The organism is Cupriavidus basilensis (genome assembly GCF_000832305.1).
GTDB classification, from domain to species: Bacteria; Pseudomonadota; Gammaproteobacteria; order Burkholderiales; family Burkholderiaceae; genus Cupriavidus; species Cupriavidus basilensis_F.
Window position 1 is genome coordinate 4227321 of sequence record NZ_CP010536.1, and the last position, 25963, is coordinate 4253283.

At 66.2% G+C, this 25963-nt stretch carries 25 protein-coding genes, 1 tRNA gene and 1 pseudogene; 9 read left to right on the plus strand and 18 right to left on the minus strand.

Translation table 11 applies throughout. The annotated features are described in order from the left end of the window. Positions 1-12 precede the first annotated feature (12 nt). The 5 genes from RR42_RS19555 to RR42_RS19575 form a co-directional block, all read right to left on the minus strand. The gene (locus RR42_RS19555; RefSeq protein WP_082054943.1) at positions 13-447 is read right to left on the minus strand and encodes a hypothetical protein; all 435 of its coding nucleotides are present in this window, start codon (positions 445-447) and stop codon (positions 13-15) included. Further along, a complete protein-coding gene (locus RR42_RS19560) occupies positions 444-1055 on the minus strand; it encodes a DUF4166 domain-containing protein (protein WP_043350453.1) in 612 nt (203 codons plus the stop codon). The genes RR42_RS19555 and RR42_RS19560 overlap by 4 nt, the downstream gene beginning before the upstream one ends. Continuing rightward, positions 1052-2563, minus strand: a complete 1512-nt coding sequence (locus RR42_RS19565; RefSeq protein WP_043352419.1) for a TIGR01777 family oxidoreductase — start codon at positions 2561-2563, stop codon at positions 1052-1054. Before RR42_RS19565 ends, RR42_RS19560 begins: the two co-directional genes overlap by 4 nt. Before the next feature lie 103 nt (positions 2564-2666). Continuing rightward, positions 2667-3215 (minus strand): GbsR/MarR family transcriptional regulator, encoded by a 549-nt coding sequence (locus tag RR42_RS19570; protein ID WP_043350456.1) that lies wholly within the window; start codon positions 3213-3215, stop codon positions 2667-2669. Between the two features lie 79 nt (positions 3216-3294). Further along, the gene (locus RR42_RS19575; protein ID WP_043350459.1) at positions 3295-3909 is read right to left on the minus strand and encodes an HD domain-containing protein; all 615 of its coding nucleotides are present in this window, start codon (positions 3907-3909) and stop codon (positions 3295-3297) included. 161 nt (positions 3910-4070) lie between these two features. Here RR42_RS19575 and RR42_RS19580 point away from each other — a divergent pair, with 161 nt between their 5' ends. The 4 genes from RR42_RS19580 (at position 4071) to RR42_RS19595 (ending at position 7692) form a co-directional block, all read left to right on the plus strand. Beyond that, positions 4071-4490 carry a GNAT family acetyltransferase gene (locus RR42_RS19580; RefSeq protein WP_043350461.1) on the plus strand — a complete coding sequence of 140 codons (420 nt, stop codon included), beginning with the start codon at positions 4071-4073 and terminating at the stop codon, positions 4488-4490. Between the two features lie 27 nt (positions 4491-4517). Beyond that, positions 4518-4931 (plus strand): VOC family protein, encoded by a 414-nt coding sequence (locus RR42_RS19585; protein WP_043350465.1) that lies wholly within the window; start codon positions 4518-4520, stop codon positions 4929-4931. A 139-nt stretch (positions 4932-5070) separates the two neighbouring features. Then, a complete protein-coding gene (locus RR42_RS19590) occupies positions 5071-6318 on the plus strand; it encodes an MFS transporter (protein WP_043350468.1) in 1248 nt (415 codons plus the stop codon). A 252-nt stretch (positions 6319-6570) separates the two neighbouring features. Beyond that, positions 6571-7692, plus strand: a complete 1122-nt coding sequence (locus RR42_RS19595; RefSeq protein ID WP_043352420.1) for an MFS transporter — start codon at positions 6571-6573, stop codon at positions 7690-7692. A gap of 23 nt (positions 7693-7715) precedes the next feature. Here the strand turns inward: RR42_RS19595 and RR42_RS19600 are convergent, their stop codons facing one another. Next, entirely contained in the window at positions 7716-8609 is an 894-nt protein-coding gene (locus RR42_RS19600; protein ID WP_043352421.1) for a DODA-type extradiol aromatic ring-opening family dioxygenase, read from the minus strand. 420 nt (positions 8610-9029) lie between these two features. On the opposite strand from RR42_RS19600, the gene RR42_RS19605 reads away from it, so the two are divergent. Together RR42_RS19605 and RR42_RS19610 are read left to right on the plus strand one after the other, a co-directional pair. Continuing rightward, positions 9030-9275 carry a hypothetical protein gene (locus tag RR42_RS19605; RefSeq protein ID WP_419188867.1) on the plus strand — a complete coding sequence of 82 codons (246 nt, stop codon included), beginning with the start codon at positions 9030-9032 and terminating at the stop codon, positions 9273-9275. 219 nt (positions 9276-9494) lie between these two features. Further along, on the plus strand, positions 9495-10811 hold the full coding sequence (locus tag RR42_RS19610) for an MFS transporter (protein ID WP_144409859.1): 1317 nt from the start codon (positions 9495-9497) through the stop codon (positions 10809-10811). A 61-nt stretch (positions 10812-10872) separates the two neighbouring features. On the opposite strand, the gene RR42_RS19615 is transcribed toward RR42_RS19610, so the two are convergent. The 3 genes from RR42_RS19615 to RR42_RS19625 all read right to left on the minus strand — a co-directional run bounded on the left by RR42_RS19615 (position 10873) and on the right by RR42_RS19625 (position 15609). Further along, complete coding sequence (locus RR42_RS19615) at positions 10873-12237, minus strand: DUF3999 domain-containing protein (RefSeq protein WP_082054945.1); 1365 nt, start codon at positions 12235-12237, stop codon at positions 10873-10875. Then, positions 12237-15086 (minus strand): DUF2339 domain-containing protein, encoded by a 2850-nt coding sequence (locus RR42_RS19620; protein ID WP_043350472.1) that lies wholly within the window; start codon positions 15084-15086, stop codon positions 12237-12239. Before RR42_RS19620 ends, RR42_RS19615 begins: the two co-directional genes overlap by 1 nt. Before the next feature lie 169 nt (positions 15087-15255). After that, positions 15256-15609, minus strand: coding sequence for a hypothetical protein (locus tag RR42_RS19625; protein WP_043350474.1), 354 nt, complete (start codon positions 15607-15609; stop codon positions 15256-15258). 123 nt (positions 15610-15732) lie between these two features. Here RR42_RS19625 and RR42_RS19630 point away from each other — a divergent pair, with 123 nt between their 5' ends. From RR42_RS19630 to RR42_RS19640, 3 genes are all read left to right on the plus strand, one after another. Beyond that, the gene (locus tag RR42_RS19630) at positions 15733-16449 is read left to right on the plus strand and encodes a DNA-3-methyladenine glycosylase I (RefSeq protein ID WP_236701938.1); all 717 of its coding nucleotides are present in this window, start codon (positions 15733-15735) and stop codon (positions 16447-16449) included. Positions 16450-17101: 652 nt separating this feature from the next. Beyond that, positions 17102-17479 (plus strand): hypothetical protein, encoded by a 378-nt coding sequence (locus tag RR42_RS40845; protein ID WP_063778421.1) that lies wholly within the window; start codon positions 17102-17104, stop codon positions 17477-17479. A 333-nt stretch (positions 17480-17812) separates the two neighbouring features. Next, positions 17813-18802, plus strand: a complete 990-nt coding sequence (locus tag RR42_RS19640; protein ID WP_043350477.1) for a tyrosine-type recombinase/integrase — start codon at positions 17813-17815, stop codon at positions 18800-18802. A gap of 188 nt (positions 18803-18990) precedes the next feature. On the opposite strand, the gene RR42_RS38680 is transcribed toward RR42_RS19640, so the two are convergent. The 9 genes and pseudogenes from RR42_RS38680 to RR42_RS19680 form a co-directional block, all read right to left on the minus strand. Continuing rightward, positions 18991-19563 carry a cold shock domain-containing protein gene (locus RR42_RS38680; protein WP_082054947.1) on the minus strand — a complete coding sequence of 191 codons (573 nt, stop codon included), beginning with the start codon at positions 19561-19563 and terminating at the stop codon, positions 18991-18993. Positions 19564-19666: 103 nt separating this feature from the next. Continuing rightward, positions 19667-19984 (minus strand): annotated as a pseudogene (locus RR42_RS19645) (DNA topoisomerase); the annotation flags it as partial. 94 nt (positions 19985-20078) lie between these two features. Next, complete coding sequence (locus RR42_RS19650) at positions 20079-20516, minus strand: universal stress protein (RefSeq protein ID WP_043350480.1); 438 nt, start codon at positions 20514-20516, stop codon at positions 20079-20081. A gap of 773 nt (positions 20517-21289) precedes the next feature. Next, positions 21290-21365, minus strand: a tRNA-Ala gene (locus tag RR42_RS19655). A gap of 40 nt (positions 21366-21405) precedes the next feature. Continuing rightward, complete coding sequence (soxB, locus tag RR42_RS19660) at positions 21406-23127, minus strand: thiosulfohydrolase SoxB (protein WP_043350483.1); 1722 nt, start codon at positions 23125-23127, stop codon at positions 21406-21408. Positions 23128-23205: 78 nt separating this feature from the next. Then, on the minus strand, positions 23206-23730 hold the full coding sequence (locus tag RR42_RS19665; protein WP_082054948.1) for a TlpA family protein disulfide reductase: 525 nt from the start codon (positions 23728-23730) through the stop codon (positions 23206-23208). Between the two features lie 9 nt (positions 23731-23739). After that, positions 23740-24384: a sulfur oxidation c-type cytochrome SoxX gene (gene soxX / locus RR42_RS19670; RefSeq protein ID WP_144409908.1), complete on the minus strand. Its 645-nt coding sequence runs from the start codon at positions 24382-24384 to the stop codon at positions 23740-23742. A 65-nt stretch (positions 24385-24449) separates the two neighbouring features. Beyond that, the gene (gene soxA, locus RR42_RS19675) at positions 24450-25280 is read right to left on the minus strand and encodes a sulfur oxidation c-type cytochrome SoxA (protein WP_043350486.1); all 831 of its coding nucleotides are present in this window, start codon (positions 25278-25280) and stop codon (positions 24450-24452) included. 175 nt (positions 25281-25455) lie between these two features. Beyond that, positions 25456-25911 carry a DsrE family protein gene (locus RR42_RS19680; RefSeq protein WP_043350490.1) on the minus strand — a complete coding sequence of 152 codons (456 nt, stop codon included), beginning with the start codon at positions 25909-25911 and terminating at the stop codon, positions 25456-25458. Between the last annotated feature and the right edge of the window lie 52 nt (positions 25912-25963).

Sequence of the window (25963 nt, forward strand, 5' to 3'; positions counted from 1 at the left end):
GACGCAGCGATATCAGCGGTCCCGATGCTTCAACGCGAACAGCGTCATCCCCCAGAACGGCACCCACCAGATCAGGTCGCTGCACAGCACGAACAAGCCGCTGCGCCATGCGAACACGCCGGTCAGTGCGCCATGCAGGAAACCCAGCGGCCCCAGCGTCTTGCCGACGAGTCCCACCACCACCAGAGGCCAGTAGCGCAGCATGTCCTGCGCCGCGATCCAGTAGCCCAGCGCGTAGACGCCCACCATCATGCCAATGCAGCGGATCATGGCATCGGGCGTGGCCGGCATGCCCAGCCAGTCGAAGATCTGCGACGGCCACAGGCTCAGCGCAATCGCATAGAGCAGGTTATAGACAGCTGCCAGCCGCAGTACGGCAGGCATCCACGCCGGTACGCGGGGCAGGCTGGCGCACGCGCTGTGCCCGATGGTAGGGTTGGACCTCATGCCGCATTCTCCAGGTAAGTCTCGGGTTCAGATTCAGGTTCGGATTCAGGTTCGCGGATGGTCAGCACGCCGTCGTAGCGCAGCAGGTAGCCCAGGCGCGGCGCCCAAATGCGCACATCGCAGCGATAGCTGTGCGCATCCCGTGCGCGTTCGCTGGCCAGCACGTGCAGCCACGGCACGGTCAGGCCGAACAGGCTGACGCCACGGCTGGCCTGCCACAGCCGGCCGGTGCCATCGACACGCGTTGCCAGCACGATTGCCAGCGGCCCCATGCGTTCCGTCACCTGCCCGGCCCGCGCGAGCCGCATGCGGCTCGCCACGGTGTGCCCGCCGATGCTGCGGTGCCAGCGCTCGCCGGCGGGCTCCGGTGAGATGGTCACAAGGGTCGCCGCCGCCACCGTGGGCCGGGGCAACGCCGACAGCCGCATCAGCGCGCGCAGCCAGCGCCGCGCGCACCAGCGCACTCTCAGCGTGCCGCGCAGGTGCACGCCCTCGGCACGATGCACGCGCTGCAGCACCGGCGGCAGGCTGGCAAGGGCGGCACCCAGCATGGTCCCGTACAGGCTTTGCGGGCCGGCGTGCGTGCCCTGCGCGGCTAACGTGTTCATCGACGTGCCCGCCCGTTGCCGAGCAGGTCCTCCAGCGCCAGTTGCAGGGTCGGGAAGCGAAAGGCATAGCCCTCGTGCTGCAGGCGCGCCGGCGCCACGCGCAGCCCGTCGAGCAGCAGCGTGGCCTGCTCGCCCAGCGCCAGCCGCATCGGCCATGCGGGCGTGGGCATGAAGGCGGGCCGGCGCAGCAGCGCAGCAGCCGCGCGCACAAACCCGGCCTGGCTCGGGTTATCTGGCGCGACCAGGTTATAGGTGGCGACAGCCGCCGGGGCGGCTTGCGCGGCGTCGCCCCGGCAGAGCCAGGCGATCACGCCGAGCACGTCGTGGATGTGTACCCAGCTCTGCGCTTGCCGGCCGCTGCCCATCGGACCGCCAACGCCGAGCCACACCGGCATCAGCATGGCGGGCAGCGCGCCTTGATGGCCATAGACCACGCCGAGGCGCAGGATGGCTAGCGGGATGCCGAGCGGCGTCACCGCGCGGGCCGCGTCCTCCCACTGCTGGCACAACTGCGAGGCAAAGATGTCTTGCGGCGCGCTGGCCTCCGTCCGCTGGCTCAGGTCGTCGTCACCCTGGATGCCGTAGAAGCCCACCGCCGAGCCATTGATCATCAGGCGCGGCCGGTACGCTGCGGCGGCCAGCCACGCTGCCAGCGCGCGCGTGGTGCCCACGCGGCTTTTCACCAGGCTGCGCTTGCGTGCGGCGGACCAGCGCGGGCCAAGGATGGGCGCGCCGGCAAGGTTGATCACCACGTCGAAGCGCACGGCCGGATCGATCTGCGCCAGCGAGCCGACGCATGCGGCGCGGCCGTCGAACAACTGGGCAGCCACGCGCGGGTTGCGCGCCCAGATCGTCACCCGATGGCCATCGGCCAGCAGCGAGCGCACCAGCGCCTGCCCGATAAAGCCGGTGCCGCCGGTCAGCAGGAACGACTGCGCGCGCCGCGAGGGATCAGCGCCGGCGAAATCGAACGACGGCGTAGCACCAGCGCGGGCCGCCAGCGAGCGGCTTGCGAACGCATCGCGCACGCCAGAGGCGGCCACGCCGAGCGCGAACACGCTCAGCACCCAGCTTTGCCAGCCTTGCGGATGGAAGTGCAGGCCCGAGGGCAGTTTCCACCAGGCTTGCGAATGCCAGGCCAGCAGGCCGAAGATCACACCACCGTTGATGGCCAGCACGGTATGCGTCACCCGCTCGCTCGGCGGCAGGCTGCGGGTCTGGTCTTCCACCACGAAGTCACGCAGCGTGAGCAGGATCTCGATGGCAACGATGGCCCATAGCGGCACCAGCCAGGCGCCACCCCAGGCAAACCAGGCCAGGCCGCCAAACAGCACGCCGTACAGCACCGCCCGGATCGCGTGCAGGCGCAGCTCCGGCGCGGCGTTGTGCTGCTGGGGCAAGGCGCAGCGCAGTTCGTGATGCCAGACGGTATCGAAGGCACCCATCAATCCCTGCACGATCAGCAGGTTGAGGATGACGGTGTAGAGCGTGCCGCTGGTGGGGTCCATCTCAAGCATCCTTATTTACATTAATTTCTGTCTTAAGAGAAATATCCGGTCAAAAAAAGCGGCCACTGCGGCGGCCTGCTTTTCATGCCTGTGCATGCCTGTGTTACTTGCCGGCTTCGCGGGCGCGCTGGTCGCCACGTACCAGTTTCTGGATACGCGCGCCGAGCTTCATCACCTTGACCAGGGTATCGGGCGACAGGCGCAGCATTTCGTCGCCCCAGCTGCCCAGCGTTTCCATCAGCTGCAAGGTGGCGATGATGCGCTTTTGCACTTCCTTGCTCTCCCTGGCGAACGCGGGATTGTTCACGCATTCGTGCAAGGCATCGATGGTGGGATCGAACTCGCGCTGCTTGCGCTCGCGTACCACGGTGCGGAACAGGTCCCACACATCGGTGATGGTCTCGAAGTGATCGCGCCGGTCGCCCATCATGTGCACGGTGCGGATCAGCTTCCAGTTCTGCAACTCCTTCAGGCTGTTGCTGACGTTGGAGCGTGCGACGTTGAGCGTGTCGGCGATTTCCTCGGCCGGCAGCGGATGCTCGGCAAGGAACAGCAGGGCGTGAATCTGCGCGACAGTGCGATTGACGCCCCACCTGGAGCCCATTTCGCCCCAGTGCAGGACGAAGCGTTGTGCGACTGGTTGAAGTTCCATGCCTCACAGTTTATCTGTTCGGAAATTTCCGTCAAGACAGAAATTCAACTTCCTTGCAGTCAACCTATGGCGGCCAGGTTCAGGCCGGCTGCGCCAGCGTACTCTCGTTCTCCTTCACGTACATCGAGTTGCGCGGACGCGCGAACACGCGCCGCACCATGGGCTCGAAGAAGGACAGCGGCAGCGTGTCGTAGTCCTGCATGAAGGCCGCGCCGTCGTACTTGGCGCAGAACTCCGCGGTGCGCTCGAACAGCGCGGGCTGGTCGCGGAATTGCTCGCGCAGGTTGCGGTCCAGACCCAGGTGATGGAAGAAGTAGTAGCCCTGGAACACACCGTGCTTCTCCACCATCCACAGGTTCTCCGGGCTGACGAAGGGCTTGAGGATGGCGGCGGCGATGTCGGGATGGTTGAAGCTGCCGAGCGTGTCGCCGATATCGTGCAGCAGCGCGCATACCACGTACTCCTCGTCGCGCCCGTCGCGGTGAGCCAGGGTGGCGGTCTGCAGACAGTGGGTCAGGCGGTCGATGGGAAAGCCGCCGCAGTCGCCGTCGAGCAGTCGCAGGTGATCGAGCACGCGGTCGGCCAGCGCCTGCGCAAAGGGCATGAACTCGGCGGATATCGCCGCCCAGTCCTCGCGCGTGCCTTGTTCCATGTGGCTGAAGGTGGCGCGGGCGTGCGTGGTCGTTTCGCTCATTGTGGGGTCTCCGTGCAGGCTGATCCTGCTTGTTTTGTTTGTGATGAACAACGATTGAACAACGATTGAACAAACATTGAGCAACGATTCTGGCACAGGTTTGGCGGCTACACTGTCAAGGACTTAACATTGCCGCCGCATGCCGCGGCGCATCAATCCGCATGCAGATCCGCCCTTACCTGACCGCCGACGAAGCCGCCATCATCGATCTCTGGCAAGCCTGCGGCCTGACCCGGCCGTGGAACGAGCCGAAGAAAGACATTGCCCGCAAGCTGACCGAGCAGCCCGAGCTGTTCCTGGTGGGCGAAGTGGAGGGCCATCCGGTGGCATCGGCCATGGTCGGCTTTGACGGCCATCGCGGCTGGGTCTACTACCTGGCGGTACACCCGGATCACCAGCGCCGCGACTACGGCCGCCGCCTGATGGCGCACGCCGAGCAGTTGCTGATCGAGCGCGGCTGCCCCAAGATCAACCTGCTGGTGCGCACTGGCAACAGCAAGGTCATCGACTTCTACCGCAGTCTCGGGTACGCGCAGGACGAGGCGGTCAGCCTGGGCAAGCGGCTGATTCCGGATATCTGAGCGCTGGGCACGCAGGGAGTTTTGGCCATGTTCCGCATCCTCGGCATCGATCACCTTGTCCTGCGTACCGGCGACGTGACGGCGCTCATGCGCTTCTATGTGGATGTGCTTGGCTGCAGCGTCGAACGTGTGCAGGCGGAATTCGGCCTGATCCAGTTACGCGCGGGCGGCGGGCTGATCGACCTGGTAGCGTTGGACGGCCCGCTGGGCCGTGCCGGCGGCGCCGGGCCGGGCAGGCAAGGCCGCAACCTCGACCACTTCTGCCTGCGCCTCGATCCGTTCGATGCCGATGCGATCGGCGCCCACTTGCGCGCGCACGGCGTGGAACCGGGTCCGGTGGAGATGCGCTTCGGCGCCGAAGGCAAAGGCCCGTCGATCTACGTGCACGACCCGGACGGCAACATGGTGGAGCTCAAAGGGCCGCCCACGGGCAAGCAATAGCCGCCGGGCCATGTGACGCAAGGCGGGCATTGCGCCTGGATGCCCGCTACAATTCCCGCTCCCCCCTCGCCGCCCAGCGCGCCATCCGCCTCCTCACGGCGGCCACCGCGCGGCGGTACATACCGCGTCCAGGCGCGCCATGACACGACAAGACGCCCCACCCGGCCCACGCGCCATCTCGCCACGCCAGCTGGTCTGGACCCTCGGCATCACCGAAACGATCTCCTGGGGCACGCTGTATTTCGCCTTCACCGTGTTCATCGGGCCGATGAGCGCGGCGCTGGGCTACTCCAAGCCCTTCCTTGCCGGCGGCTATTCGCTCGGGCTGCTGGTCTGGGCGATGTGCTCGTTCGCGGTGGGCCGCCTGCTCGACCGCGTGCCGGCGCGCGCCGTGATGTGCACGGGTTCCGTGCTCGCCGGCACCGGCCTGCTGCTGTGGGCGTGGAGCCCGAACCAGACGGCCTTCTTGCTGATGTGGATACCGATGGGGCTGGCCATGGCGACCACGCTGTACGAGCCCGCCTTCGTCGTGCTGCGCCAGGCCTTTGGCGATGGCTACCAGAAGTCCATCGTCACCGTGACGCTGATGGCGGGCTTTGCCAGCACCATCTTCGTGCCGCTGGCGCAATGGCTGGTGCTGCACCTGGGCTGGCGCGAGACGCTGCTGTGCTTCGCCGGGCTCAACCTCTTCGTTTGCGCGCCCTTGCACGCCCGCCTGCGCTATGCGGCGCATGCCACTTACGCGGCCGCGCCGGCGCCGGCCCCGCTGGCGGATGCCGCGCAACCGGGCATCGCCGGCATCGCACTGCGCCAGCCGGTGTTCTGGGCCGTGGTGCTGGCCTTCACCGCGCTGGCGGTGATTGCCTCGTTGCTGGGTGCCCACCTGATCCCGATGCTGACCGAAAAGGGCTTGCCGCTGGGCGAGCAACTGGTGGTGGCGGCGCTGATCGGCCCGGCGCAGGTGGTCGGCCGCCTGGTGATGATGCGTTTTCCCGTGCGTCACCCGCTGCGGCTGTCGCTGCCGGTCTATCTGGTGATGTGTCTGGGCCTGCTGTGCTTTGCGCTCGGCTATGGCAAATGGCTGATGCTGGCGGCGGTGCTGTACGGCTGCGCCAACGGCATCAACACCATGCTGCGCGCCATGGCCATGCCGGAACTGATCTCGCGCCACCATTACGCCACCCTCAACGGCCTGATGATGACGCCTGTGCTGCTGATGCAGGCCGCCGCGCCCTGGCTGGGCGCATTGCTGTGGCGCGCCGCGGGCGGCTACTGGCTGATGCTGTGGGTGATGGTGGCGCTGGCGCTGACGGCGCTGGCGGCTTTCAGCTTTGCCCTGCACCGGCGCGGGCTGCTGCGCACGGCCAGCCACACGGCGGCGGCGTAGCCGGCCACGCTGGCCGGCTACGCCGCCGGTCATGCGCCCGACGCACCAATGTGCGACGATGCTGGGCTCGATTACCCTGCCGCGCCCGCCAGGCCACTCCTTCCGCGCCATCCGGCGGGGCCGGCTGTGCCTGCCGCCCGTATGCCCGATTCCGCTTCCCCCAACCTGACCCAGCCGCCCGCCCCCTCCTGCGCAACGCCTGCCGCCGCGCCAGTCAGCGCGCGGCGCGTGGAGCATGCCGCGCGCGCCACCATGGCGCTGTTTTTTGTCAACGGCGCCACCTTTGCCACCTGGGGCGTGCACATCCCGACTATCAAGGCGCGCTTCGGCTTGTCGGATGCGGTGCTGTCGCTGGCCATGCTGGCCGTGGCCGGGGGCGCCATCGCGGCGATGGGGCCGGTGGGACGCTGGGTGGGGCGCGTGGGCAGCGCGGCCGCTTGTCGGCGCAGCGGCCTGGTCTACGCCCTGGCTACCGTGGCCATCCTGGCCATGCCGGAGTTTGCCTTGCTGATCCTGGCGCTGATCGCCTTCGGCACGGCCAACGCAGCCTTCGACGTGGGCATGAACGCGCAGGCCGCCACGGTGGAGGCCAGCCGCACGCGGCCTATCATGTCCGCGCTGCACGGCATGTTCAGCCTGGGCGGCATGGCGGGTGCGGCGGTTGGCGGTGTGCTGCTGGGCCTGGGCGTGCCGCCGCTGGCGCACGCCCTCGGCATGGCGGTGCTGACCGCGGCGGTCACGGCGGGCGTGGCGCCCTGGCTGCTGGACGACCATCCCGTGCTGCCACCTTCCGCGCATCACCGCGCGCATGCGGTGCGCGCGCTCTGGCTGCTAAGCCTGATGGCGTTCCTCGGCCTGGTTGGCGAGGGTGCGATGTATGACTGGTCCAGCGTCTACATGCGCGAGGTGGCGCTGGCGCCGCACGCCTGGATCAGCGCCGGCTATGCCGCGTTCTCCGGTGGCATGGCCTGCGGCCGTTTTAGCGGCGACCGCCTGCGCGCGCGCTGGTCGGACGCGCGCACGCTCGGCGCCAGCGCCTGGGTGGCGTTCGCGGGAATCCTGCTGGCGCTGTTGTGGCCCGCGCCGGCGGCGAGCCTGGTCGGTTTCGCGCTGATGGGCCTGGGCGCGGCGAACATGGTGCCGATCTTCTTCGTGGCGGCTTCGCGCCTGCCCGGTGTGACGCCGGCCGAAGCCATCTCGCGCGTGGCGCGCTTTGCCTATATCGGCTTGCTGATGGGACCGGTGATGATTGGCGGCGTGGCCCATGTCACCAGCCTGCGATACGGCCTGGGGGTGGTTGCCCTCACCATGGGCTGGATCGCGGTGGCGGGCGCGCGCCTGGCGCGCCCTTACCTCCTGGCCCGCAAGGCATGATGCCCGGGCAGGCTCAGACAGGCTCAGGCAGCCTCGCTCCATGCCGGGGCATGGTGCGTGCCAGCCCCTTCGAACACGAAGGTATCCATCGCCAGCACGCCATAAGTGACCTCATCGGCCACGCGTGCCACGCCGGCCGGCGCCTGCCCGGCGGGCACGCCTTCGTGCGGGCCTAGCGCCGCGCCCAGCGCCACGAAGAACGGCAGCAAATGCTCGTCGGCGGGATGGGCGCGGCGCGCATACGGCGCCTGCGCGCGATAGTCCGCGATGCGCGTGGTGTCGCCGGTGGCGAGCGCATCGTCCAGCGCCTGGATCATCCAGCCGCGGAATGCCTCCACATAGGGCTCGACGGGCGAGCCGTGCTGCTCGCGCCGGCCTCCGGCACCGAAGACTTCCTGCAGGTTGTGGGTAAAGCTGCCCGAACCCAGCACCAGCACGCCCTCGTCGCGCAGCGGTGCCAGCGCCCGGCCGATCTCGATCTGGGCTGCGGGGGGGAGATAGGGGTTCAAGGCCAGCTGCACCACCGGGACGTCCGCATCCGGGAAGAAATGCCGCATCGGCATCCAGGCGCCGTGGTCCAGCGGGCGCTCATCGTCCTGCAGCACTACCGCGGCGCCGGGGACTTGCGCGGCCTCGACCAGCGCCTTGACGCGAGCGGCCAGCGCCGGCGAGCCCGGGGCGTCGTAGCGCAGTTCGTACAGCGCGCGCGGAAAGCCGCCGAAGTCGTGCCAAGCCTCCTGCCGCTCGCGGGTGCCGACCACCAGGGTGCTGTAGATCCAGTGCGCCGAGACGACCAGTACGGCGCGCGGCTTGCGCGCCCTCAGCACTTGGCCAAGGGCGTCGAAGGCGGCGCCGCTCGAGCCCGGCTCAAGGGCAAGCATGGGCGAACCGTGGGAGATGTAGATGGCGGGAAGCATGATGGCGGCCTTCAAGTCCTTTTGATAGCGGTGTTCAGTTTGACAAAACTGCCCAGCCCCAGCGCCACCTATTTGCGGACACCTCCATCAAAAAACTTGAATTCACGCGGCGCCACCGCACTTCCCACCACCATATGCGCGCCCAGCCCACCCTGCGAGCGTGGGGTGCACCACACAACGCTTTAAAGATTCGGACACGCAGCGGGCAATCGGCTTATGATTCCAGCACGGGGTCCGGCCCAGCTTCGCGCGGCGCAATGCGTCGTCCGCGCGGACCCTGGCAAACCCCGCATGACTGGATACGACGCGCCCCGAAAGCGTGTCAGGTTGGAGAACACCGTGGTCAAGCGCACAGCCCACAGGCCCTTGCTGCCCCATGCAAACTGGTGGCAGCCAGGCGTGTATGCAAGCGGACCGGCTGTGCTCCTATGGATTGCCGCCCGCCTTCCTGCCCCCTTGCTGGTCGATGTATTCAATGCGCCTGGCGCCCCGGCGCTGCTCAACCACGTGGGCGATTCCGTCTTCGTGGCCGGGTGGGTCGGCAGCGCCCTGTGGCTGTGGCTCACGCGCCAGCGGCCGGATACACCGGAGCCGCAACAAGAAGCCGGCCCGGGCGAGGCGCCCGACGCCCGCGGCGCGCGCCAGCATCACGCCAGCCAGCCCTGAATCCCGGCCGTCGCGCGCCCTGGACGGCGGGCACGGACATGCGTGCTTCACGTGGAACATTCCACCGGGCGCTGGCCGCACAGCCGGCCATGCGGATCTGACTCCACACGCTGCCATCCTGCTGGGTAATTAAAGAATCGCTTACTATTCTGCCTTTCGGAGCGCATGCCCGTTTTCGGGGCAGGCCTCCCGTCGATTTCTCACCGCATCAAACGCCACATGCAAGCCAACGCTGCAATACCTCAAGTCCACGAAATATCCAAAGCCCAACGACGAAAGGCCATCCTCGCCGCCACCATCGGCAACGGCCTGGAGTGGTTCGACTTCACTGTCTACAGCTTCTTTGCGCTGATCATTGCCAAGCTGTTCTTCCCCACCGGCAATGACCTCACGTCTTTCCTGCTGACCGTCGCCACCTTCGGCGTGGGCTTTTTCATGCGCCCGGTCGGCGCCATCGTGCTCGGCGTCTACGCCGACCGCGTCGGCCGCAAGGCAGCGCTGACCCTGACCATCCTGATGATGGCACTCGGCACCGCCATCATCGGCCTGGCGCCCACCTATTCGTCGATCGGCCTGTGGGCACCGGCGCTGATCGTGCTGGCCCGGCTGATCCAGGGCTTCTCGGCCGGCGGCGAGGTTGGCGGCGCCACCGCCTTCCTGATCGAGCACGCTCCCGACGAGGAGCGCGGCGCCTATGCGAGCTGGCAGCAGGCCAGCCAGGGCATTTCCTTCATGCTGGGCGCTGCCATGGGCGCACTGGTGATCAACGGCCTGGAGCCGGAGCAGATCGATGCCTGGGGCTGGCGTATCCCGTTCCTGTTCGGCCTGCTGATCGGCCCGGTCGGGATGTATATCCGCTCGCACCTGGAAGAGCCGCCCGCCTTTGAGGCCCGCCGTGCCGAACGCGCTGCCAGCAAGGTCAAGTTCTCGCCGCTCACGCAGGTACTGCGCGACCATCCGCGCGAAGTGCTGGCCGGCCTGGGCGTGACCATCCTGTGGACGGTCTGCACCTATGTGCTGGTGTTCTACATGCCGTCGTACGCCAAGCAGCAGCTCGGCCTGCCGCTGGGCGCCACCTTCCAGTCGACCGCACTGTGCGGGGCCATCATCCTGGTGCTGTGCCCGCTGATGGGCATGCTGTCCGACCGCGTGGGCCGCAAGCGCATGCTGGGCACCGTGGCGCTGATCATCGGCGTGCTGGCCTATCCGCTGTTCCACTGGCTCAACGTCTCGCCAACCACCCAGACCCTGCTGATGGTCCAGGTGATCCTGGGCATCCTGCTGGCGGCCTTCACCGGCCCGGCGCCGGCCGTGCTGGCCGAGCAGTTCCCCACCGAGGTCCGCTCCACCGGCCTGTCGCTGGCCTACAACTTCGCCGTGACCATCTTCGGCGGCTTTGCCCCGCTGATCGTGACCTGGCTGATCGCATCGAGCGGCAGCAAGCTGGCGCCGGCCTATTACGTGATTGCCGCGGCCGCGATCAGCTTTGTCGCACTGCTGTTCATGCACGACCGTACCGGCAAGCCCTTGCAGTAATTCCGCCCTACGTCGCTTTGGAATGGAAAAGGCCAACCGCAAGGTTGGCCTTTTTCTTTGCTCAGTCCGGCGGCGCCTGCGGCGCGCCCAGCACCCGCAGCAGCCGCCAGGCCATCAAGCCCAGCACGCCGACCGCCAGCAGCAGCGCACCCCACAGGATCAAGCGCCGGTTGCGCTGAGTATCCGAAGGCACGGACGCCGGCGGCGATGCCGTCATGCCTGCAATCCGGGCGTCGGCGATCGCCGGTGCCGGCCCGGCCAGCAACTCGGCCCGCGCGACCGCCCCGGGTTCTTGCACCGCGCCCGCCGGCTCCCCCACCGCCAGCGAGAAGGGCCGCGCGCCGCGCGCGACAAAGGTCACCACGGCGGGGCGCCAGCCAAGCGCCAGCACCGGCATGCCAGCGCCAAGCCCACCAGCGCGGGCATCCACGCTCAGGCGCCACAGGCGATCCGTGTTGCGTCCGATCGCCAGCTGCGCGCTTTCCTGCTCGGTGCCCGCCGTGCCGGAAAGACGGTAGAGCTGTGCGCTGCTGACCATGCGCCAGGCTGCCTGCGCATCGGGCCGCGACCACAGCGTGGCTTGCACCACCGTGTTGGCCTGCGGCAGCCGAATGCGCACGCGCTCGGCCGGAAAGCGTCCGCCGCTGTCGAACAGGTAATCGCCCCCAGGCTGGGCCTGCGAGGCGACGATGCCGTCGCGCCATTGCAGCGCCAGCGGTGAGGGCAGGCTGGCCGCCACGGTCTCCACCTGCACGCGCGCCGGCACGGGCGGCGCGCCCTGCCACTGCAGCCGCAGGTAGCGCACCCGCAGGCGCCCCAGCGCAATGCGGTCCTGGCTCAGCGTGCTGCCCTCGCGGCTCAGCCGCAGCAGTTGCGCGCCGCCCGCGGCTTGCCAGTGCTGCAGGTCGTCGCTGCTGGCAACGTCCACCCTGCCCTGGTAATCGCCATCCGGCAGGCCGATCACCACCGCGCCGGCGTCGTCGCGCAACTGGCTCAGGTCCAGCAGCCATGCCCCGGCAGTGCCGGCTGCGGGCGGGGCGGTGGCGGCGCGCAGCGCGCCGTCGGCCCCGATCACCACGCCCATGGGCGCGGACTGCCGCGACTGCGCGGCCGGCAGCGCGAACCACGGCACATCGCGCAGCGTGCGTACCTCGGCCGCCGGCTCGGGCGGCAGATCCAGCGCGTAGGGCAGCAATTCGCCCGTGCCGTTGCGCACGCGCAGGTCAGCCAGCCCGGGGCGCGTGCTATGGGCGTAGACATCTGCATCCAGGGTCACCGCGTAGTACGCCGCGTCGCGGTCGGTCGCCAGCGCGAACCGCTCAGCCCGCGCGGGCAGAGGCAGCAGCAGCGATGACAGCAGCGATGGCAACAGCGCGGCCATCAGCATCGGCAGCGCCCGCCCGGCCGCGGTTCGGAAAGCCGCCATCACGTCGCCTCCTCTGGCTTCGGCGGCAGGGGCGAGAAGTAGCCGATCAACAGCAGCAGCACGCCCACACCGATAAACGAGATGATCCGCTCGATGCCCTTGACGAAGGACAGGTCGAACAGGAACAGCTTGACCACCGTCACCCCCAGCAGCGCGCCCCCGACAAACCACAGCGCGCGCGAGCCGCGGCGGGTGGCTGCCACCATGGCGATTAGCGCCAGCACGGTCCAGAACATCGACAGCGACGCCTGTACCAGCGTTGAGCCGGCCAGGCCCTCCAGCGTGTAGGGCACGCCGGCCCAGTGGTGCAGGGCACGCAGGAGCACAGCGTTCAGCCACAGCAGCACCGTGGCGATCGCGGCGTACCCGAGCACGCGCGGCCGCGTGGCCAGGCCCGCGGCGGCAAGCCGGTGCTGCCACAGCGCCACCGCCAGCATGGCAAGCAGCTGGGCAACATCGAGCGGGTTGAGCAGTGGCAGATAGAAGAGCGGCGCGGCGTCGCCGTCGCTGGACACGCTGGCAAGGCTCCACAGCCACAGCAGCGCCACCAGCGGCAGCGCGCCATAGAGCAGGTAAGCGCGCTGGAAACGCCCCACCGGCCAAGGCAGGCGCCAGCCCCAGGCCGAGAGCAGCGCCAGCAGCCCGCCGTAGCCATAGGCCCAGGCGCTCCAGCTCCAGGCGCCCTCCGGCACATAGGCGCGCAGCCGCCAGTAAGCCTCGGTGGACAGCAGCACGCACACGGTCCAGAACAACAGGGCATGCATGGGCGCCAGCAAGGCATCGCGTTCATCGTCCTGCTGCCGCCACAGCAGCAGCCAGGCCGCGCCAAACACGATCAGCCAGGCGAGCGCGCCAAAGCCGAGCAAGGGCGACGCCGACGGCACGATGCAGCTAAGCACGGCCAGGACCGCCAGCAGCGGCGCCATGCCCCGCGCCGGCACGCCGGCCAGCGGCCACGCCAGGATGCGCCGCGCCAGGTGTGCCAGCCACGCGCTCAGCACCATGAACATCGCCAGCATGTCGAGCAGCGTGCGCACCTGCCAGCCCCGCACGCCGTGCCAGTGCTGGATTTCGATCACGCCGCCGCCCAGCCACCACAGCAGCCCCCACAACGCCGCCGCCAGGCCGAGCGGCGCGCATGGCGCGGACCAGGCGCGCGCCTCGGGCCGCCCGTGCAGGCGCCAGCCGCTGAAGACACCGGCCACCGCCAGCAGCAGCGTGCCCACGTAGCGGCTGTTCAGCACCGGCCACGCCAGTTGCGTGGCATCGAACAAGCTGCCCGCGGCAAACGCCGCGCCGGCCGCCAGCTGCAGCAGCAGCCCGCTGGCCAGCGCAAGGCGCCGCTGCTGGCGCACCCCCACCCACACCACGGCAGCGCCTTCCACGGCCCATACGGCGCTTGTGGTGCGCCCGTCGAACGCCAGCGGCACCGCCAGCGACGCAAAGATGACGCCCAGCGCCAGCACGGCTTCAAACAGCAGCCCCAGGCGATCGCGGCGCGCCGCCAGCCAGGCCGCCAGGCCGAGATAGAAGGCCGCGAGCGCCACCGCGCTCCATGCCATGGCAAAAGGAATATTGCGCACCAGTGCGGCCTGCAGCCCCATGGCCAGCAGCGGCGTGCCGAACACCAGCGTGCCGTCCACATAGTCCTTCAGGCTGACCTGCCGGCGCAGCGCATAGCGCAGCGCGATGCCCGTATACATCAGGAAAAACAGAATCAGGAACGGCTCCGTGGTGGCGAGCAGCTCGGGCCGGTAGTTCAGCGCGCCCCAGGCCGTGCCGATGCCGAAGGTAAACGCAAAGCCGAGCAGGTTGAGCTGGCGCCAGGCCCGGAACCAGGCAATGGCAAAGATGCCGGCATTGAGCAACGCGTAGTAGCTGAACAGCATCACATGGCTGCCGCCGCCCGTCGAAATCAGCACCGGGGCCAGGAAGCCGCCGGCGCTGCCGGTGAAGGCCAGCGCCGGGGCGTTCTGCAGCACCGCGAGGCCACCGGCGAGCGCGCAGATGGCCACCATCAGCGGGAACGCGGCCGCCGCCGGCAGCAGGCCATAGAGCTTGGTGGCAGCGAAGACGGTGAGATACAGCACACCCACGCCACCGCCCTGCAACACCAGCGCATAGGCGGCGCGCCGCTCGCGCAGGCGCCAGCCCGCCAGCAGCAGGACCACCGCGCCGGCTGCCACGCCCGCCAGCCGGAACTCGGCCGGCAGCATGGCATTGTCGGCGGCGTATTTGAGCAGGAACGCCACGCCGAAGAACAGGATCAGGATGCCCACCCGCACCACGCTGTTGCCGCCAAGCAGCCAGCCGCGCGCGGCGGATATCGCGCGCTCGACGAAATCGGGCTCACCCGGACCGAGCGTGGACGAAAGCGGTGGTTCAATGTGGCGCGCGCTTGCAGCTGCGGGAGCCGGTGCCGGTGCCGGAGCTGGCGTGGAGATCGGCGCGGGTGCCGCCGCGATCGGGATCGGGATCGGGATCGGGATCGCCGCCGGAGGGAGCGGCGCTGGCACGGCGACGCTGGCGGCCGGCTCGAAGGACGGGAATTCGCTGGCTACAACCGTACCCGGCGCTGCGCCAAGGGCCGATGGGGTGCCCGCGCTCTCGCCGCGCAGGCTCGCCAGCTCGCGCTTGAGCGTGGACAGCTCCTGCTCGAGCCGCAGCACGCGGGCTTCGAGCGGAGCCGCCGCCACGCCCTGCGCTTCGCCCTCACCAGCAGGCCGGGTGGGCCGGTCGCTGACCATCCAGCCAAAACCGAAGCCCAGGACCGCGCCCGTCAGCGCACCGCCATACCCGGCCGCCACCATGCCGAGCACCAAGCCAATCACCCCGAATATCCAGCGCATCAGATGAGGTTTCGCCTAAGAAGGTTGGGGAAGGCGGTGGCCGTTGGCGCGGACATAGCGTTTGCCGGCGCGCGCAACCGCCCGCATCATGCGTGCCCAGTGTAACGCCAGGCCGACATTTCCAGGCGATTCCAGGCGATACGCACCGGCTGGGCGCTTAACCGGGGGGTTATTCTTCTTCGCCCTCTTTATGGATATTGATCACATGCCGCGCCTCGAACCAGAGCGGCATGCCGGGCGCCATTTCCTCCGTGCAATAGGGCTGGTTGTCCAGCTCGCCACTGTAGAGATCGCCTTCGCGCCCGGTCACGACCACCCACATGCGTTCCACGTGCTGCTCCTCGCGGTCCTGCTCGTCGGCGGTGACGATGCGAAAGATCAGCTTCACCAGCTGGCCGGCCTGCAAGGCCTGGCGCTCTGCCAGTGCCGGCACCCAGAACGTCTCGGGGTGCGCCTCGCCGATGACCTCGCCGTCGTCGAGCTGCCAGCCGTCTTCTTCGATGGTCGCCAGTCGTTTTTCCATGTCAGTCCTCTTGATGAATTCGTCCTTTACTGGCGGCATCGTAGCAAATGCGCCCCGAGGCCGCGCGGGCGGGACATGCCGCGCGAGTCGCTTTAAGATGGCAGATCGAAGGAGAACGCACCCATGGCAGCAGATAGCGACGTGACAAAAAAAGTGGCGACGAAGGGGCCGAAGACGGTGCCGACAAAGGTGTCGAAGAAAGCGGCGCTACCGGCGACAAACATCGTGGCGGACACGGAGCGCCAGCGCTGCGGCTGGTGTGGCACGCTGGAAGACTACTGCCACTATCACGACAACGAATGGGGCTTTCCCGTTGACGACGACCGGCGCCTGTTCGAGAAGCTATGCCTGGAAGGTTTCCAGGCCGGCCTGAGCTGGCTCACCATCCTGCGCAAGCGCGAGGCGTTTCGCCGCGCCTTCGCCAACTTCGAGATTGAAAAGGTGGCCCGCTTCGGCGAACGCGATATCCAGCGGCTGCTGGGCGACGCCGGCATCGTGCGGCACCGCGGCAAGATCGAGGCGGCGATCAACAACGCGCAGCGCGCCCTGGAACTGCTGGAGACGGAGCCGTCGCTGGCCGCGTACTTCTGGCGCTTCGAGCCCGATCCGGCCAGCCGCCCCAAGCGGCTGACGCCAGAAGTGCTTCGCACCATGGCCATCTCGCCGGAATCCACCGCGCTGTCCAAGGACCTGAAGAAACGCGGCTGGCGCTTTGTCGGCCCCACCACGATGTACGCGCTGATGCAGGCGATGGGCCTGGTCAACGATCACCGGGAAGGCTGCGAGACGCGACAGGAGGCCTTGCTCGCAAGGCAAGCGTTCAAGGTGCCGCGAAGGTGAGGTAAACGTCGGGCGGGCGACGGCGGCACGTATACCCACTGACCCCACTGGCGAGGATGTCCGCTCAGGTATACGTACTAAGCGCTGCGACAAATGCGGGCAACGTATACGTCCGGCGCAATGGTTGCCTTGTGTCTTTCTTTATTGTTTACGTATACCAATATAGTAGTAGTAGGTAAACGGCCCGTTTTCCCGTGGATAAGCCGGTTTTTCCCTTTCCGCTCAATGACTTGCGAACAGGATAAGCTCTAGGGAATACCCTGATCTCGCGGGATATCTACTGGACGTATACGTGGCGAAAAAAAACCGCCTCGAAGTTGTTCGTATACGCTTCACAACCCACCCCCAACCGGGGCACAGCTTTCCTGCCTGCTTGTCCCCAGGTTTTTGCCTGGTTATCCACAGCCGGGACGGGGCAGTCGCCTCTCGCTTTCATCGATCGCATGTCGTGTCCTGCCCAACCACGGGCAGCATGCGTGTCTGTCGTTCTCCAACAGGATTACCCGGAAAAGTGGCGACGCATTCGCTATTGGCGCTGCCAGGCGGATGGCATGGTCCATGCGGTTAAGGGTTCAGAGCGCGGCGCCGATGCTCGTTTCCTTCCACGTTGCCACCTTTCCGCCTGGAGCCATCGCTCCTTTGGAGAACCCTCATGAAGATCAACTGCCATGAACCACGAGAGAGCCTGCCCTGCTCGCGCATGCAGGCAGCGATGCGAACGCTGCGCCGAGGTGTCCTGTTGGTGCGTGTGCTCGCGCTATGCGCGAACAGCATCGCCTATGCCCAGCCCCCCGCACCGGCCCAGTCATTGGTCACGCCAGAGCAGACGTTTGCGCAGGGTTACCTCGAAGCCGTCTCCACCGGCTATGACAACGGCCAGGCGCTGCTGGGATCCGAGGGCATGGCACCCGTGCGGCTGCCGCATTCGCCCGCCCCGCAGTTCAGGCCGTCCCCGGCGCCGTCCGTACCGGCACCCACGGCCGCAAATCCGTCGGTAGTCCCGGTTTCGCAAAAGACGCGCCGCGAATAACCGCGGTGAGCCGTGAGAACGACGTGCGCCCCCGGGGGGCGCATCGTGCAATCACGCCGTAATACCGTCATGTCCGCCGCAGCGTCGGCTTGCGCTTCAGGGAATGCCGCACCCCAAAAACAAAAAACGCACTACGTCGTTAAACGTAGTGCGTTGTCTTGTACTGCGAATCCTGGTGGACCGAAGGAGGATCGAACTCCCGACCTCTGCATTGCGAACGCAGCTCCCCGGATAGAGTCGGGCGACCGTTTGGTCAATTGTGGAGCGGCTTTCCGGGTTCGCTTCAAGATTATTTGTTTGGCTTGTCACCCTGCTGTCACCCTTGGGGCAGTGATGGCAACCATCCGACAACGCAATGACCGCTGGCAGGCAATCATCAAGCGGAAGGGGTATCCCCTTCAGACGAAGACTTTCGACCTGAAAAAGGACGCCGAGAAGTGGGCACAGCAGCAAGATCGACTGATCGACACCGGCGACTGGACCGACAAGTCTGAGATCAAGCAAACCACACTCGCGCAGCTTCTGGACCGCTATGGCGAGGAAATCAGCACGGCCAAGCGCGGAAGTCGGTCAGAAGCCTACAGAATCGGGCGCTTCAAGCAGCAAGACCTTGTCAAGTATTCCCTGTTGGCCATCACACCGCAGATGATCGCATCATGGCGGGACGCCCGACTGAAGGAAGTTTCGCCCGGCACGGTGCTGCGTGAGCTTCAACTTCTTGGGCATGTCTTCAGCGTCGCCATCCGAGAATGGGCGATTGCGCTTCCGGCAAACCCGGTAAGTCTTGTCAGCAAGCCAAGCGCCGGTAAGCCGCGTGATCGGGTGCTGACGCCGACACAACGTGAGGCGCTGGTCGGCAGTTGCGGACAGTGCCAGAATCCGTGGATCAAGCCGGTCGTGGTCTTCGCCTTGGAAACGGCGGCACGACGGGGCGAAATCCTTGCCCTGAACTGGAAGGATGTTGACTTGAACCACAACACAGCTGGACTGAAGATCACCAGGACCGGCCAGCCACGGATCGTTCCCCTGTCTCCGCCTTGCGCTTCGATGTTGGCGTCCTTGCCCAGAAGCGTCAGCGGTCCAGTCTTCCCTGTCTCAGTCGAAGCCCTGAAGCAGGCATATGAACGAGCAGTCGGAAGGGCAGGCATTCATGACTTCACGTTCCATGACCTGCGACACGACGCCCTCACCCGACTAGCTGGACAGGGCTTCTCAGTGCTTGAACTGCGTGCCATATCGGGGCACGCCACCGCGAATATGCTTCAGCGGTATGTATCAATTGACGCCAGAGAACTGGCTAGGAAGTTGGCCGTCAACGGCTAGACTCAGACCCGGTCGCAAGGTGGCGAGGTCGCCTTTCTCTTGGGCCACTTCACCCATCGGCACGATCTGCACCATACGGCAATTACTGACAAGCGGCACACGTCTGTATTCTGGCTCCCGCAACCTTCGGAAGCGCAAACAAGAATCCCGCCGAAGCGGATTGCCGGGATCATCAAACTCGAAGCATCCTATTCGGAAAAAATGCTCGTACACCACTGGGACTCACAAGGAATCCCGTCACGGTCACCGTCCATCTCAGTGTTGGGACAGTTTTTCAGGAAATATTTGGCCTCTTTGCAAGAGGTCATCTGAGAACAATATTTCCGTCCATCGCACTGAAATGGGCTAGACGCCATCGATACTGATACTGGCACCTGAGTCGAGTCAGAAGCCAACGATTCGGGCCCGCCGAACTTCGGGGCGATGTACTTGTATCCGACACCAAAGAAAACGGCAACAGCGATCAATCCAGCCAGACGGGGGCCGATTGATCTTCCTTGGCGGACTGGCGCTTGCGCACGACTTCGACGCGATACTGACGGACTAGCCCCGGTCCGTTGGACAAGGATGGCCTTTTTCTTGCCATCTTTATCGAGCATTACAAGGAACGTCAGCGACTCACCAACCTTCGGCTGACCACCCTGCTTGGGGTAGGCTGATATATGAACGAAGATGTCCCGACCACCACCTGACGAGGCGATAAACCCGAACCCTTTGTCGCCGTTCCAAGTTTTGAGCGTCCCGTTGATACGTGTATTCATGGATGGTGGCGAGTCAACAATTATTGCAACGTGATTATCACGTGGCCGTGGTTAATGAATTGACAACCCGCTGACCTCATGGCTTGCCCCGTCCCCGATGAGATCAGGCGGCACGTGGAAGCCTGACCCGGCACCCCTTCGAGTAGTTGCGACAACCCCAGAAGGAACCGCCCTTCCCTTGTCGTTCCACCATCTTGATGCCGCAGGCCGCACAAGTCGGGGTCTGGTAATCACCTTCAAACGCACGTGTCAGCAGCCTCGCTTGCTTCTCGGCATCCAAGGCACGGATGCGCTCGACAATTCCCGCACCATCAAGCAACTGGATACCGGCTTCGGCAGCGTAGTCCTGCACGGGCTTCCCGATAAATCCGGCAAGCGACCAGAAAACGCCCCGCTTCACCTGCTTCGAGTGCATGACCCCACCAAGTGCCCGATGAGGTTACCCCGCTTCGTTGGACTGGTCTACATAACCGAACCGACACTTATCACTGCGGCCCCGTCCAAACGCAGTGCCATCACTGGTACACCAGCACCGGAATATCGCTGTGCGCGAGAAGCTTTTGGGTTTCCCTGCCATGCAAGATGCCCTGAATCCCTCGCCGCCCATGCATCGCCATAACGATCAAGTCACACGCACGCTCTTGCGCGACATGAATAATGGCCTCATAAGGATGCGCGTGGATGACTGAGACGGTATCGCACCGGACATTCGCTGCCTCTGCTTCGGTGGATACGGTCCTCAGATGGCCAGCAATCGCTTTACGCGCCTCTTGTTCGTACCGCTCTCGCAAACCGGCCAGCATAACAACCTGATAACCGTGAAGGCGGAGGTCCGGGATGACGTGGATTGCCGTTACGCGGGCGAGGGAGTCGTGGGCAAAGGAGATGGCCTTGTGCAAAGCCGCCACTGGCAAATCCGAGCCGTCAACGGCAAGCAACATATGTTGGAACATAGTGGATTCCTCACTTGTATGCGCCCCCGGAATTCTGAGAATCAACATCGCCGGCTCTCAAATGACCGGCGTAACAGATTCGACCCAGTATAGGTCGCGTCCATGCGCCTTGCACCAGTTAATGAAGGCCAAGGGCGGCTGACATAAGTGACCGGGTCGGCATACACACGGTGTCCAAAGCGGGTCCGCCCAAGGTGCTGAAATCCGAGGAACCGTCGATCAGCAAATGACCACGGAACATCAAGTCAGCGTCCCCAAGGCTATTGCTTGTGCCAGATGCGACCGCCGTATTGGAAACTGTTGTCCGCCAATGGAAGCGGCCATCTGCACCAACGGTGACACTGCTCCACCGGACCAGTGCCTACCAATGGTCGTCGGAACAATGGTGGTGCCAGCGGTCATGCGACTGTGACAACCATTGGGGACATACACAACGGTCCACGGTCCACGCCCCCAACGGCTACAGCCAGCACTGTGAATGTTGAACGGGACTGCATTGGTCAGGACCATTGCCCATAGGCGGGGGCAATGGTGCAGCAACAGTCTTCGACTGTGGCAACGATGACTGTGACCGATTGTCAATGGTCGGCACAACTGAACGAAACCGTTGATCCTATGCCAGGCCGTGTGGCATTCTTCGGGCCGACAGGCACAACAATCCTGGCACCCTCATGTCACCCTGCGGGGAGAAAAGCCAGACAGAAATCTGAGGAAGCCAGAATAGAAAAAGGGCTTGGCGAGATGCCAAGCCCTTGATTTCATTAATTTTATCCTGGTGGACCGAAGGAGGATCGAACTCCCGACCTCTGCATTGCGAACGCAGCGCTCTCCCAGCTGAGCTATCGGCCCGTGACGAACGATTGTAGCTCAGTTTTTCGCGGCTGTTCAATCACGTTGCCATGCCTGCGTTGCCGGTCATGCCGCGCACCGTGGGCAGGTTCAACGGGCGGGCGGTGACCTCGCCGGAGGCGCGCAGCCACTGGGCCATCAGGTCCCAGATCGGCGGGCTGCCGCTCTGGCGGGCGTCTTCCGAGACGGGTGCCCAGCCGGCTACCTTGTAGGTCTTGTCGGCGTCGATGGGCCGGCCCTTGAGGCGCATCTCGGTGATGCGTTTTCCCATCGATGCGGTGGGGTCGATGGTGTATTGCAGGCCACCCACGCGCACCATGTCGCCGCCTTGCTGGTAGTAGGGATCGGGGTTGAACAGGTTGTCGGCCACGTCTTCGAGGATGGTCTTGATGGTCTCGCCGCTCATCGCTGTGACGGTGGTGTGGGGATACGTGATGGCGGTCTGGTCCATCAGGTGTTCCATGGTGATGGCCTGCCCGGGCAGCAGCGTGGTGCCCCAGCGAAAGCCGGGCGAGAAGGCGATCTCGGCGCCCTGCACGTCTATCAGGCCGTCCAGGATCAACTGGTCGAACGTGCCGTTGAAATTGCCGCGGCGATATAGCAGGCCGCTGTTGCGCGCCAGCACTTCGCCGAGTTGCTTCTCGTACGGCGCGCGCACCTTGGCGATGAGCGCGTCCATGGCGGGATCGGCGGCGAGGTAGTTGGCGAAGACCGGCAGCAGGCGGTAGCGCACGCCGCTGACCTTGCCGCCCTTGACGTCGAAGTCGAGCACGCCGAGGAACTTGCCGTTGGACCCGGCGTTGGTGACCAGTGTGGTGCCCCCGGCGTTGCTGACTGGCACCGGCGCGGGCATGCCGTCGTGCGTGTGGCCGCCGAGGATGGCGTCGAGCCCGCGCACGCGCGAGGCGAGCTTGAGGTCCACGTCCATGCCGTTGTGCGACAGCAGCACGACCACCTGCGCGCCCTTGCCGCGCGCCTGGTCGATGACCTGCTGCAGGTTTTCTTCCTGGATGCCAAAGGTCCAGTCGGGCGTGAAGTAGCGCGGGTTGGCGATCGGTGTGTAGGGGAAAGCCTGGCCGATGATGGCCACCGGCACGCCGTTCATCTCGCGGATCACGTAGGGTTCGAAGACGGGATCGCCGAAGTCGTTGGTCTTGATGTTCTGCGCGAGGAAGGCGATCTTGCCCTTGAAGTCGCGCTCGACGATCTCGGTGACGCGCTCGGCGCCGAGCGTCATCTCCCAGTGTGGGGTCATCACGTCCACGCCCAGTGCCAGCGCGGCGTCGACCATGTCTTGCCCGCGCGTCCACAGCGCGGTGGCGGAGCCCTGCCAGGTGTCGCCGCCGTCGAGCAGCAGCGCGCCGGGCCGCCCGGCCTTGAGCTGCTTGACCAGCGTGGCGAGGTGGGCGAAGCCGCCAACCTTGCCGTAGCGGCGCGCAGCTTCGGTGAAATCGAGATAGGTGAAGGCGTGGGCCTGCGCGCTGCCGGGGGCGATGCCGTAGTGGCGCAGGAAGGCCTGCCCGACGAGGTGCGGCGGCTTGCCCGCGTAGTCGCCCACGCCGAGGTTGACGTTGGGCTCGCGGAAATGCAGCGGGCGCAGTTGCGCGTGGCAATCGGTGAAATGCAGCAGGTGCACATTGCCGAAGCGTGGCACGTCGTAGAGCTTGCCGGCGGCCTGCGCGGCTTGGGCGTCGGTGGCGGGAAAGGTCATGCCGCCGGCGCCGGCGATAGCCAGCACCTGCAGGAACTCGCGTCGGTTCATTGTCTCGTCCTGTGCATGTCATGCGCCGGTGTCTGGCTCTTGCGACCCGGCATCTTGTGGCCGATGTGGCCGATGTGGCTACTTCTGCGTTGGCGTGGCGTACCTGGCCAGCGCCGCGACTTCCTCTTCCAGCATCTCGCCAACCTCCTTCTGCACGACCTTGCCGTGGGCGTCGATCACGTACAGCTCGGGCAGGCCGCGGCGCTTGCCGAGCGCGGCGCGCAGCGCGGGCGTGTCCATCGCGGCCGGGAAGGTGTAGCCGTGTTTCGCCATGTAGGCGGTGGCGTCGCGAGGGTCCTTGTCGATGCTGAGCGCCAGCACCTGCAGCCCGCCGCGCGCGCCGCCGGTGCTCTCAAAGAGCTTTTGCAGGCGCGGGTTCTGCAGTGCGCAGAAGGGGCACCACGATGCCCAGACTTCCACCACCAGCGGCCTGCCGGCCAGGTCGGCGGGCGTCAGGACCCGGCCGTCGAGCAGCTGCACCGGCGGCAGGCGCACGGTGTCGCCTACCTCCAGCGCGGCGGCCGCGCCGCTCCAGGCCAGTGCGGCAAGCAGGAGCAGCACGCGCGCGCGCCGCAGCGAGCCTGCCATGTGGCTGGGTGTCATCGCGCAGCCTTACTGGTTGACCGGCGAGGCCGGGTCCAGCAGCAGCGCCATCACGTCGCGGATCTGCTGCTCGGTGAGGATGCCCTTGTGCCCGAAGCGTGGCATGTTGGAGCAGGCCGCGAACGCGCTGGAATCCCAGATCTTGCCCCAGGTGTACTTGAGCACCGCCTCGGAGTCGCCGCGCAGCTTGCCGTACTGGTACAGCGACGGGCCGATATTGCCAAACGAGATCTCGGCCTTGGTCATCTGGTGGCAGGCATAGCAGTTGGCGCCGTTGGGGCTGCCGACCGCATCGGAGAACTGCATGCCGCGCCCGTTCTGGGCGGTCTTCTCGCCTTCCTTCCAGTCGCCCAGCCATTGCTTGTCGGCGGGGTACTTGATCTGCTTGAACTCGGCGGCCTCGATCTTCCTGGCCACCGCGGCTGGCACCTTGGAGCGGTCGGGGTAGTCGCTGCAAGCCTTCTGCATGGCGTCGCGATCGAGCACGCCTTCGACCGTGGCGGGGCCCTTGGAGGTAAAGGAGCTTTCGATCAGCGTCTTCATGTCGGCGTCGCTGACGGCGGCGGCCTTGGCGGTGATGTTCGCAGGCTTTGTGGCCTTGGCTGGCTTGGCGCTGTCCTGCGCGTGAGCCACGCCACCCATGCAGGCCAGCATGGCGAACGTGGCCAGCGTGCCTTGTGCGTATTTGTGCGCTTGTTTCATCTCTGCTCTCCCTTGCCTCAGCGCTTCATGGCCGGACCGTCGTATGTGCCGCCGTTTGCGTTCCTGGCGAGGAACAGGCTCAGCGCGGTGATCACGTCGGAGCCATAGGCGGGTTCGGGAAAGCGCTGCTGGCGCAGGCAGTCGTAGAGGCGGTGCTGCATCGAGCGTACCTCGCCCTGCGAGACGCGGTAGGCGGGCCACGTGGTGTACGCGGCTTGCGCGCCTTGCTTGGTCAGCAGGTTGGGCAGCTCTTGCAGGCGGATGCGCTGGCCGTCCACGGCGTGGCAGGTGGCGCAGGCGAAGTCGTAGGCGCCGCCACGGTAGAAGAACATCTTCTGGCCAAGGGCGTACACGCGCTTTTCTTCGGGATGGTTCAGCTCCACATTCATCTTGATGCCGCGCGATTCGCCGGCCACGAAGGCCACCAGGCGCTCGATGTCGGAGGGCTTGCCGGTGGAGGCGAAGGGATTCTTCATGGCCTCTTCCTGGGTCAGGCCCTGCAGCGTCACGCGGCAGTAGGCCAGGCGTTGCTCCAGGTCCATCACGCGCCCGGTGTCCTTGAACAGGCGCGGCAACTCGGCGTAGGCGCCCTTGGTCACGCCGGGGCCCTTGCCCAGGTCGCATTGCTCAAGCGAGGCGTTCTTGGGGCCGGCGGGCTTTTTCCAGAGTTCCTCGCCGGCGGCTTCCCACAGTTCGGCGGGGTTGCCCTCGGCGAGCATCTGCCGGTACTTGGCGATTTCCTCGGCGGTGCTGCCCTGGGCGTGCACCGCCGCGGCGGCAAGCGCCACGGTGCCGGCCAGCGCCAGCGCCAGCGCGGCGCCGGTGTGGCGGCGTCTGATCGTTTTCATGGGGCTTCTCCTCGGGGCCTCGGAGCCTGCCGCCGTGTGGCGTCAGTCCGTGCGTGCCCATCTTATGGCTTGTCTTCCCGTTATCGGCGCCCGGTGCGGGCCGGCTCTTGCGCGGGTGCTGCTTGCAACCTCTAACAACCTCTATTTACGGCTTGCGTATCTACAGCTTGCGTATTTACGGCTTGATATAGGCATAGCCTTCATCGAACTGCAGTTTGGCCACTTCCACCACGCCAGCCTGTACCACCTTGGCTTCCATCAGCAGGCTGGACTCCGGAATCTTGCGCGCCATGAGCGTATTGCGGCAAACGCGGAACTCGACGCCGGAACTGGCCAGCGCGCCGACCGCCGCCTCGAAGGTGTTGCCGCGCGCGTCACGCGCGCCTTGCACGATGAAGTCCACGCCGTAGCCAAACGCCACCACCACGATCTTGGTATCCGGCGCGGCGTTCAGGTGGTTGCGCAGGTTGGCCATGGCGCGCACTGCCTGGTCCGTGCCTTCGGACAGCTGGTAGACCACCTTGACGCGCCCGCCCTTGCCCGCAGCCGCCGGCGCCGCTTGCGCCGCCGCCTTGGCGGCCAGGCCCATCGCCGCCAGCGCCGCCGTTGCTCGAATAAATGCTCGCCGCATGATTGCTATCCTTCCGGTCGCGCCCCCGCGCGCACCATGCGCCGGCCCGGGC

What these genes read in the sequence shown, in the direction of transcription:
- RR42_RS19680 (WP_043350490.1), bottom strand. Translation starts at nt 25,911, where the DNA reads ATGCGGCGAGCATTTATTCGAGCAACGGCGGCGCTGGCGGCGATGGGC.
- RR42_RS19620 (WP_043350472.1), bottom strand. Translation starts at nt 15,086, where the DNA reads ATGCGCTGGATATTCGGGGTGATTGGCTTGGTGCTCGGCATGGTGGCG.
- RR42_RS19565 (WP_043352419.1), bottom strand. Translation starts at nt 2,563, where the DNA reads ATGGACCCCACCAGCGGCACGCTCTACACCGTCATCCTCAACCTGCTG.
- RR42_RS19610 (WP_144409859.1), top strand. Translation starts at nt 9,495, where the DNA reads ATGCAAGCCAACGCTGCAATACCTCAAGTCCACGAAATATCCAAAGCC.
- RR42_RS19600 (WP_043352421.1), bottom strand. Translation starts at nt 8,609, where the DNA reads ATGCTTCCCGCCATCTACATCTCCCACGGTTCGCCCATGCTTGCCCTT.
- RR42_RS19625 (WP_043350474.1), bottom strand. Translation starts at nt 15,609, where the DNA reads ATGGAAAAACGACTGGCGACCATCGAAGAAGACGGCTGGCAGCTCGAC.
- RR42_RS19615 (WP_082054945.1), bottom strand. Translation starts at nt 12,237, where the DNA reads ATGGCGGCTTTCCGAACCGCGGCCGGGCGGGCGCTGCCGATGCTGATG.
- RR42_RS40845 (WP_063778421.1), top strand. Translation starts at nt 17,102, where the DNA reads ATGAAGATCAACTGCCATGAACCACGAGAGAGCCTGCCCTGCTCGCGC.
- soxB (WP_043350483.1), bottom strand. Translation starts at nt 23,127, where the DNA reads ATGAACCGACGCGAGTTCCTGCAGGTGCTGGCTATCGCCGGCGCCGGC.
- soxA (WP_043350486.1), bottom strand. Translation starts at nt 25,280, where the DNA reads ATGAAAACGATCAGACGCCGCCACACCGGCGCCGCGCTGGCGCTGGCG.
- RR42_RS19640 (WP_043350477.1), top strand. Translation starts at nt 17,813, where the DNA reads ATGGCAACCATCCGACAACGCAATGACCGCTGGCAGGCAATCATCAAG.
- RR42_RS19630 (WP_236701938.1), top strand. Translation starts at nt 15,733, where the DNA reads ATGGCAGCAGATAGCGACGTGACAAAAAAAGTGGCGACGAAGGGGCCG.
- RR42_RS19595 (WP_043352420.1), top strand. Translation starts at nt 6,571, where the DNA reads ATGGCGCTGTTTTTTGTCAACGGCGCCACCTTTGCCACCTGGGGCGTG.
- RR42_RS19585 (WP_043350465.1), top strand. Translation starts at nt 4,518, where the DNA reads ATGTTCCGCATCCTCGGCATCGATCACCTTGTCCTGCGTACCGGCGAC.
- RR42_RS19570 (WP_043350456.1), bottom strand. Translation starts at nt 3,215, where the DNA reads ATGGAACTTCAACCAGTCGCACAACGCTTCGTCCTGCACTGGGGCGAA.
- RR42_RS19590 (WP_043350468.1), top strand. Translation starts at nt 5,071, where the DNA reads ATGACACGACAAGACGCCCCACCCGGCCCACGCGCCATCTCGCCACGC.
- RR42_RS19580 (WP_043350461.1), top strand. Translation starts at nt 4,071, where the DNA reads ATGCAGATCCGCCCTTACCTGACCGCCGACGAAGCCGCCATCATCGAT.
- RR42_RS19650 (WP_043350480.1), bottom strand. Translation starts at nt 20,516, where the DNA reads ATGTTCCAACATATGTTGCTTGCCGTTGACGGCTCGGATTTGCCAGTG.
- RR42_RS38680 (WP_082054947.1), bottom strand. Translation starts at nt 19,563, where the DNA reads ATGAATACACGTATCAACGGGACGCTCAAAACTTGGAACGGCGACAAA.
- RR42_RS19665 (WP_082054948.1), bottom strand. Translation starts at nt 23,730, where the DNA reads ATGACACCCAGCCACATGGCAGGCTCGCTGCGGCGCGCGCGCGTGCTG.
- RR42_RS19560 (WP_043350453.1), bottom strand. Translation starts at nt 1,055, where the DNA reads ATGAACACGTTAGCCGCGCAGGGCACGCACGCCGGCCCGCAAAGCCTG.
- soxX (WP_144409908.1), bottom strand. Translation starts at nt 24,384, where the DNA reads ATGCTGGCCTGCATGGGTGGCGTGGCTCACGCGCAGGACAGCGCCAAG.
- RR42_RS19555 (WP_082054943.1), bottom strand. Translation starts at nt 447, where the DNA reads ATGAGGTCCAACCCTACCATCGGGCACAGCGCGTGCGCCAGCCTGCCC.
- RR42_RS19575 (WP_043350459.1), bottom strand. Translation starts at nt 3,909, where the DNA reads ATGAGCGAAACGACCACGCACGCCCGCGCCACCTTCAGCCACATGGAA.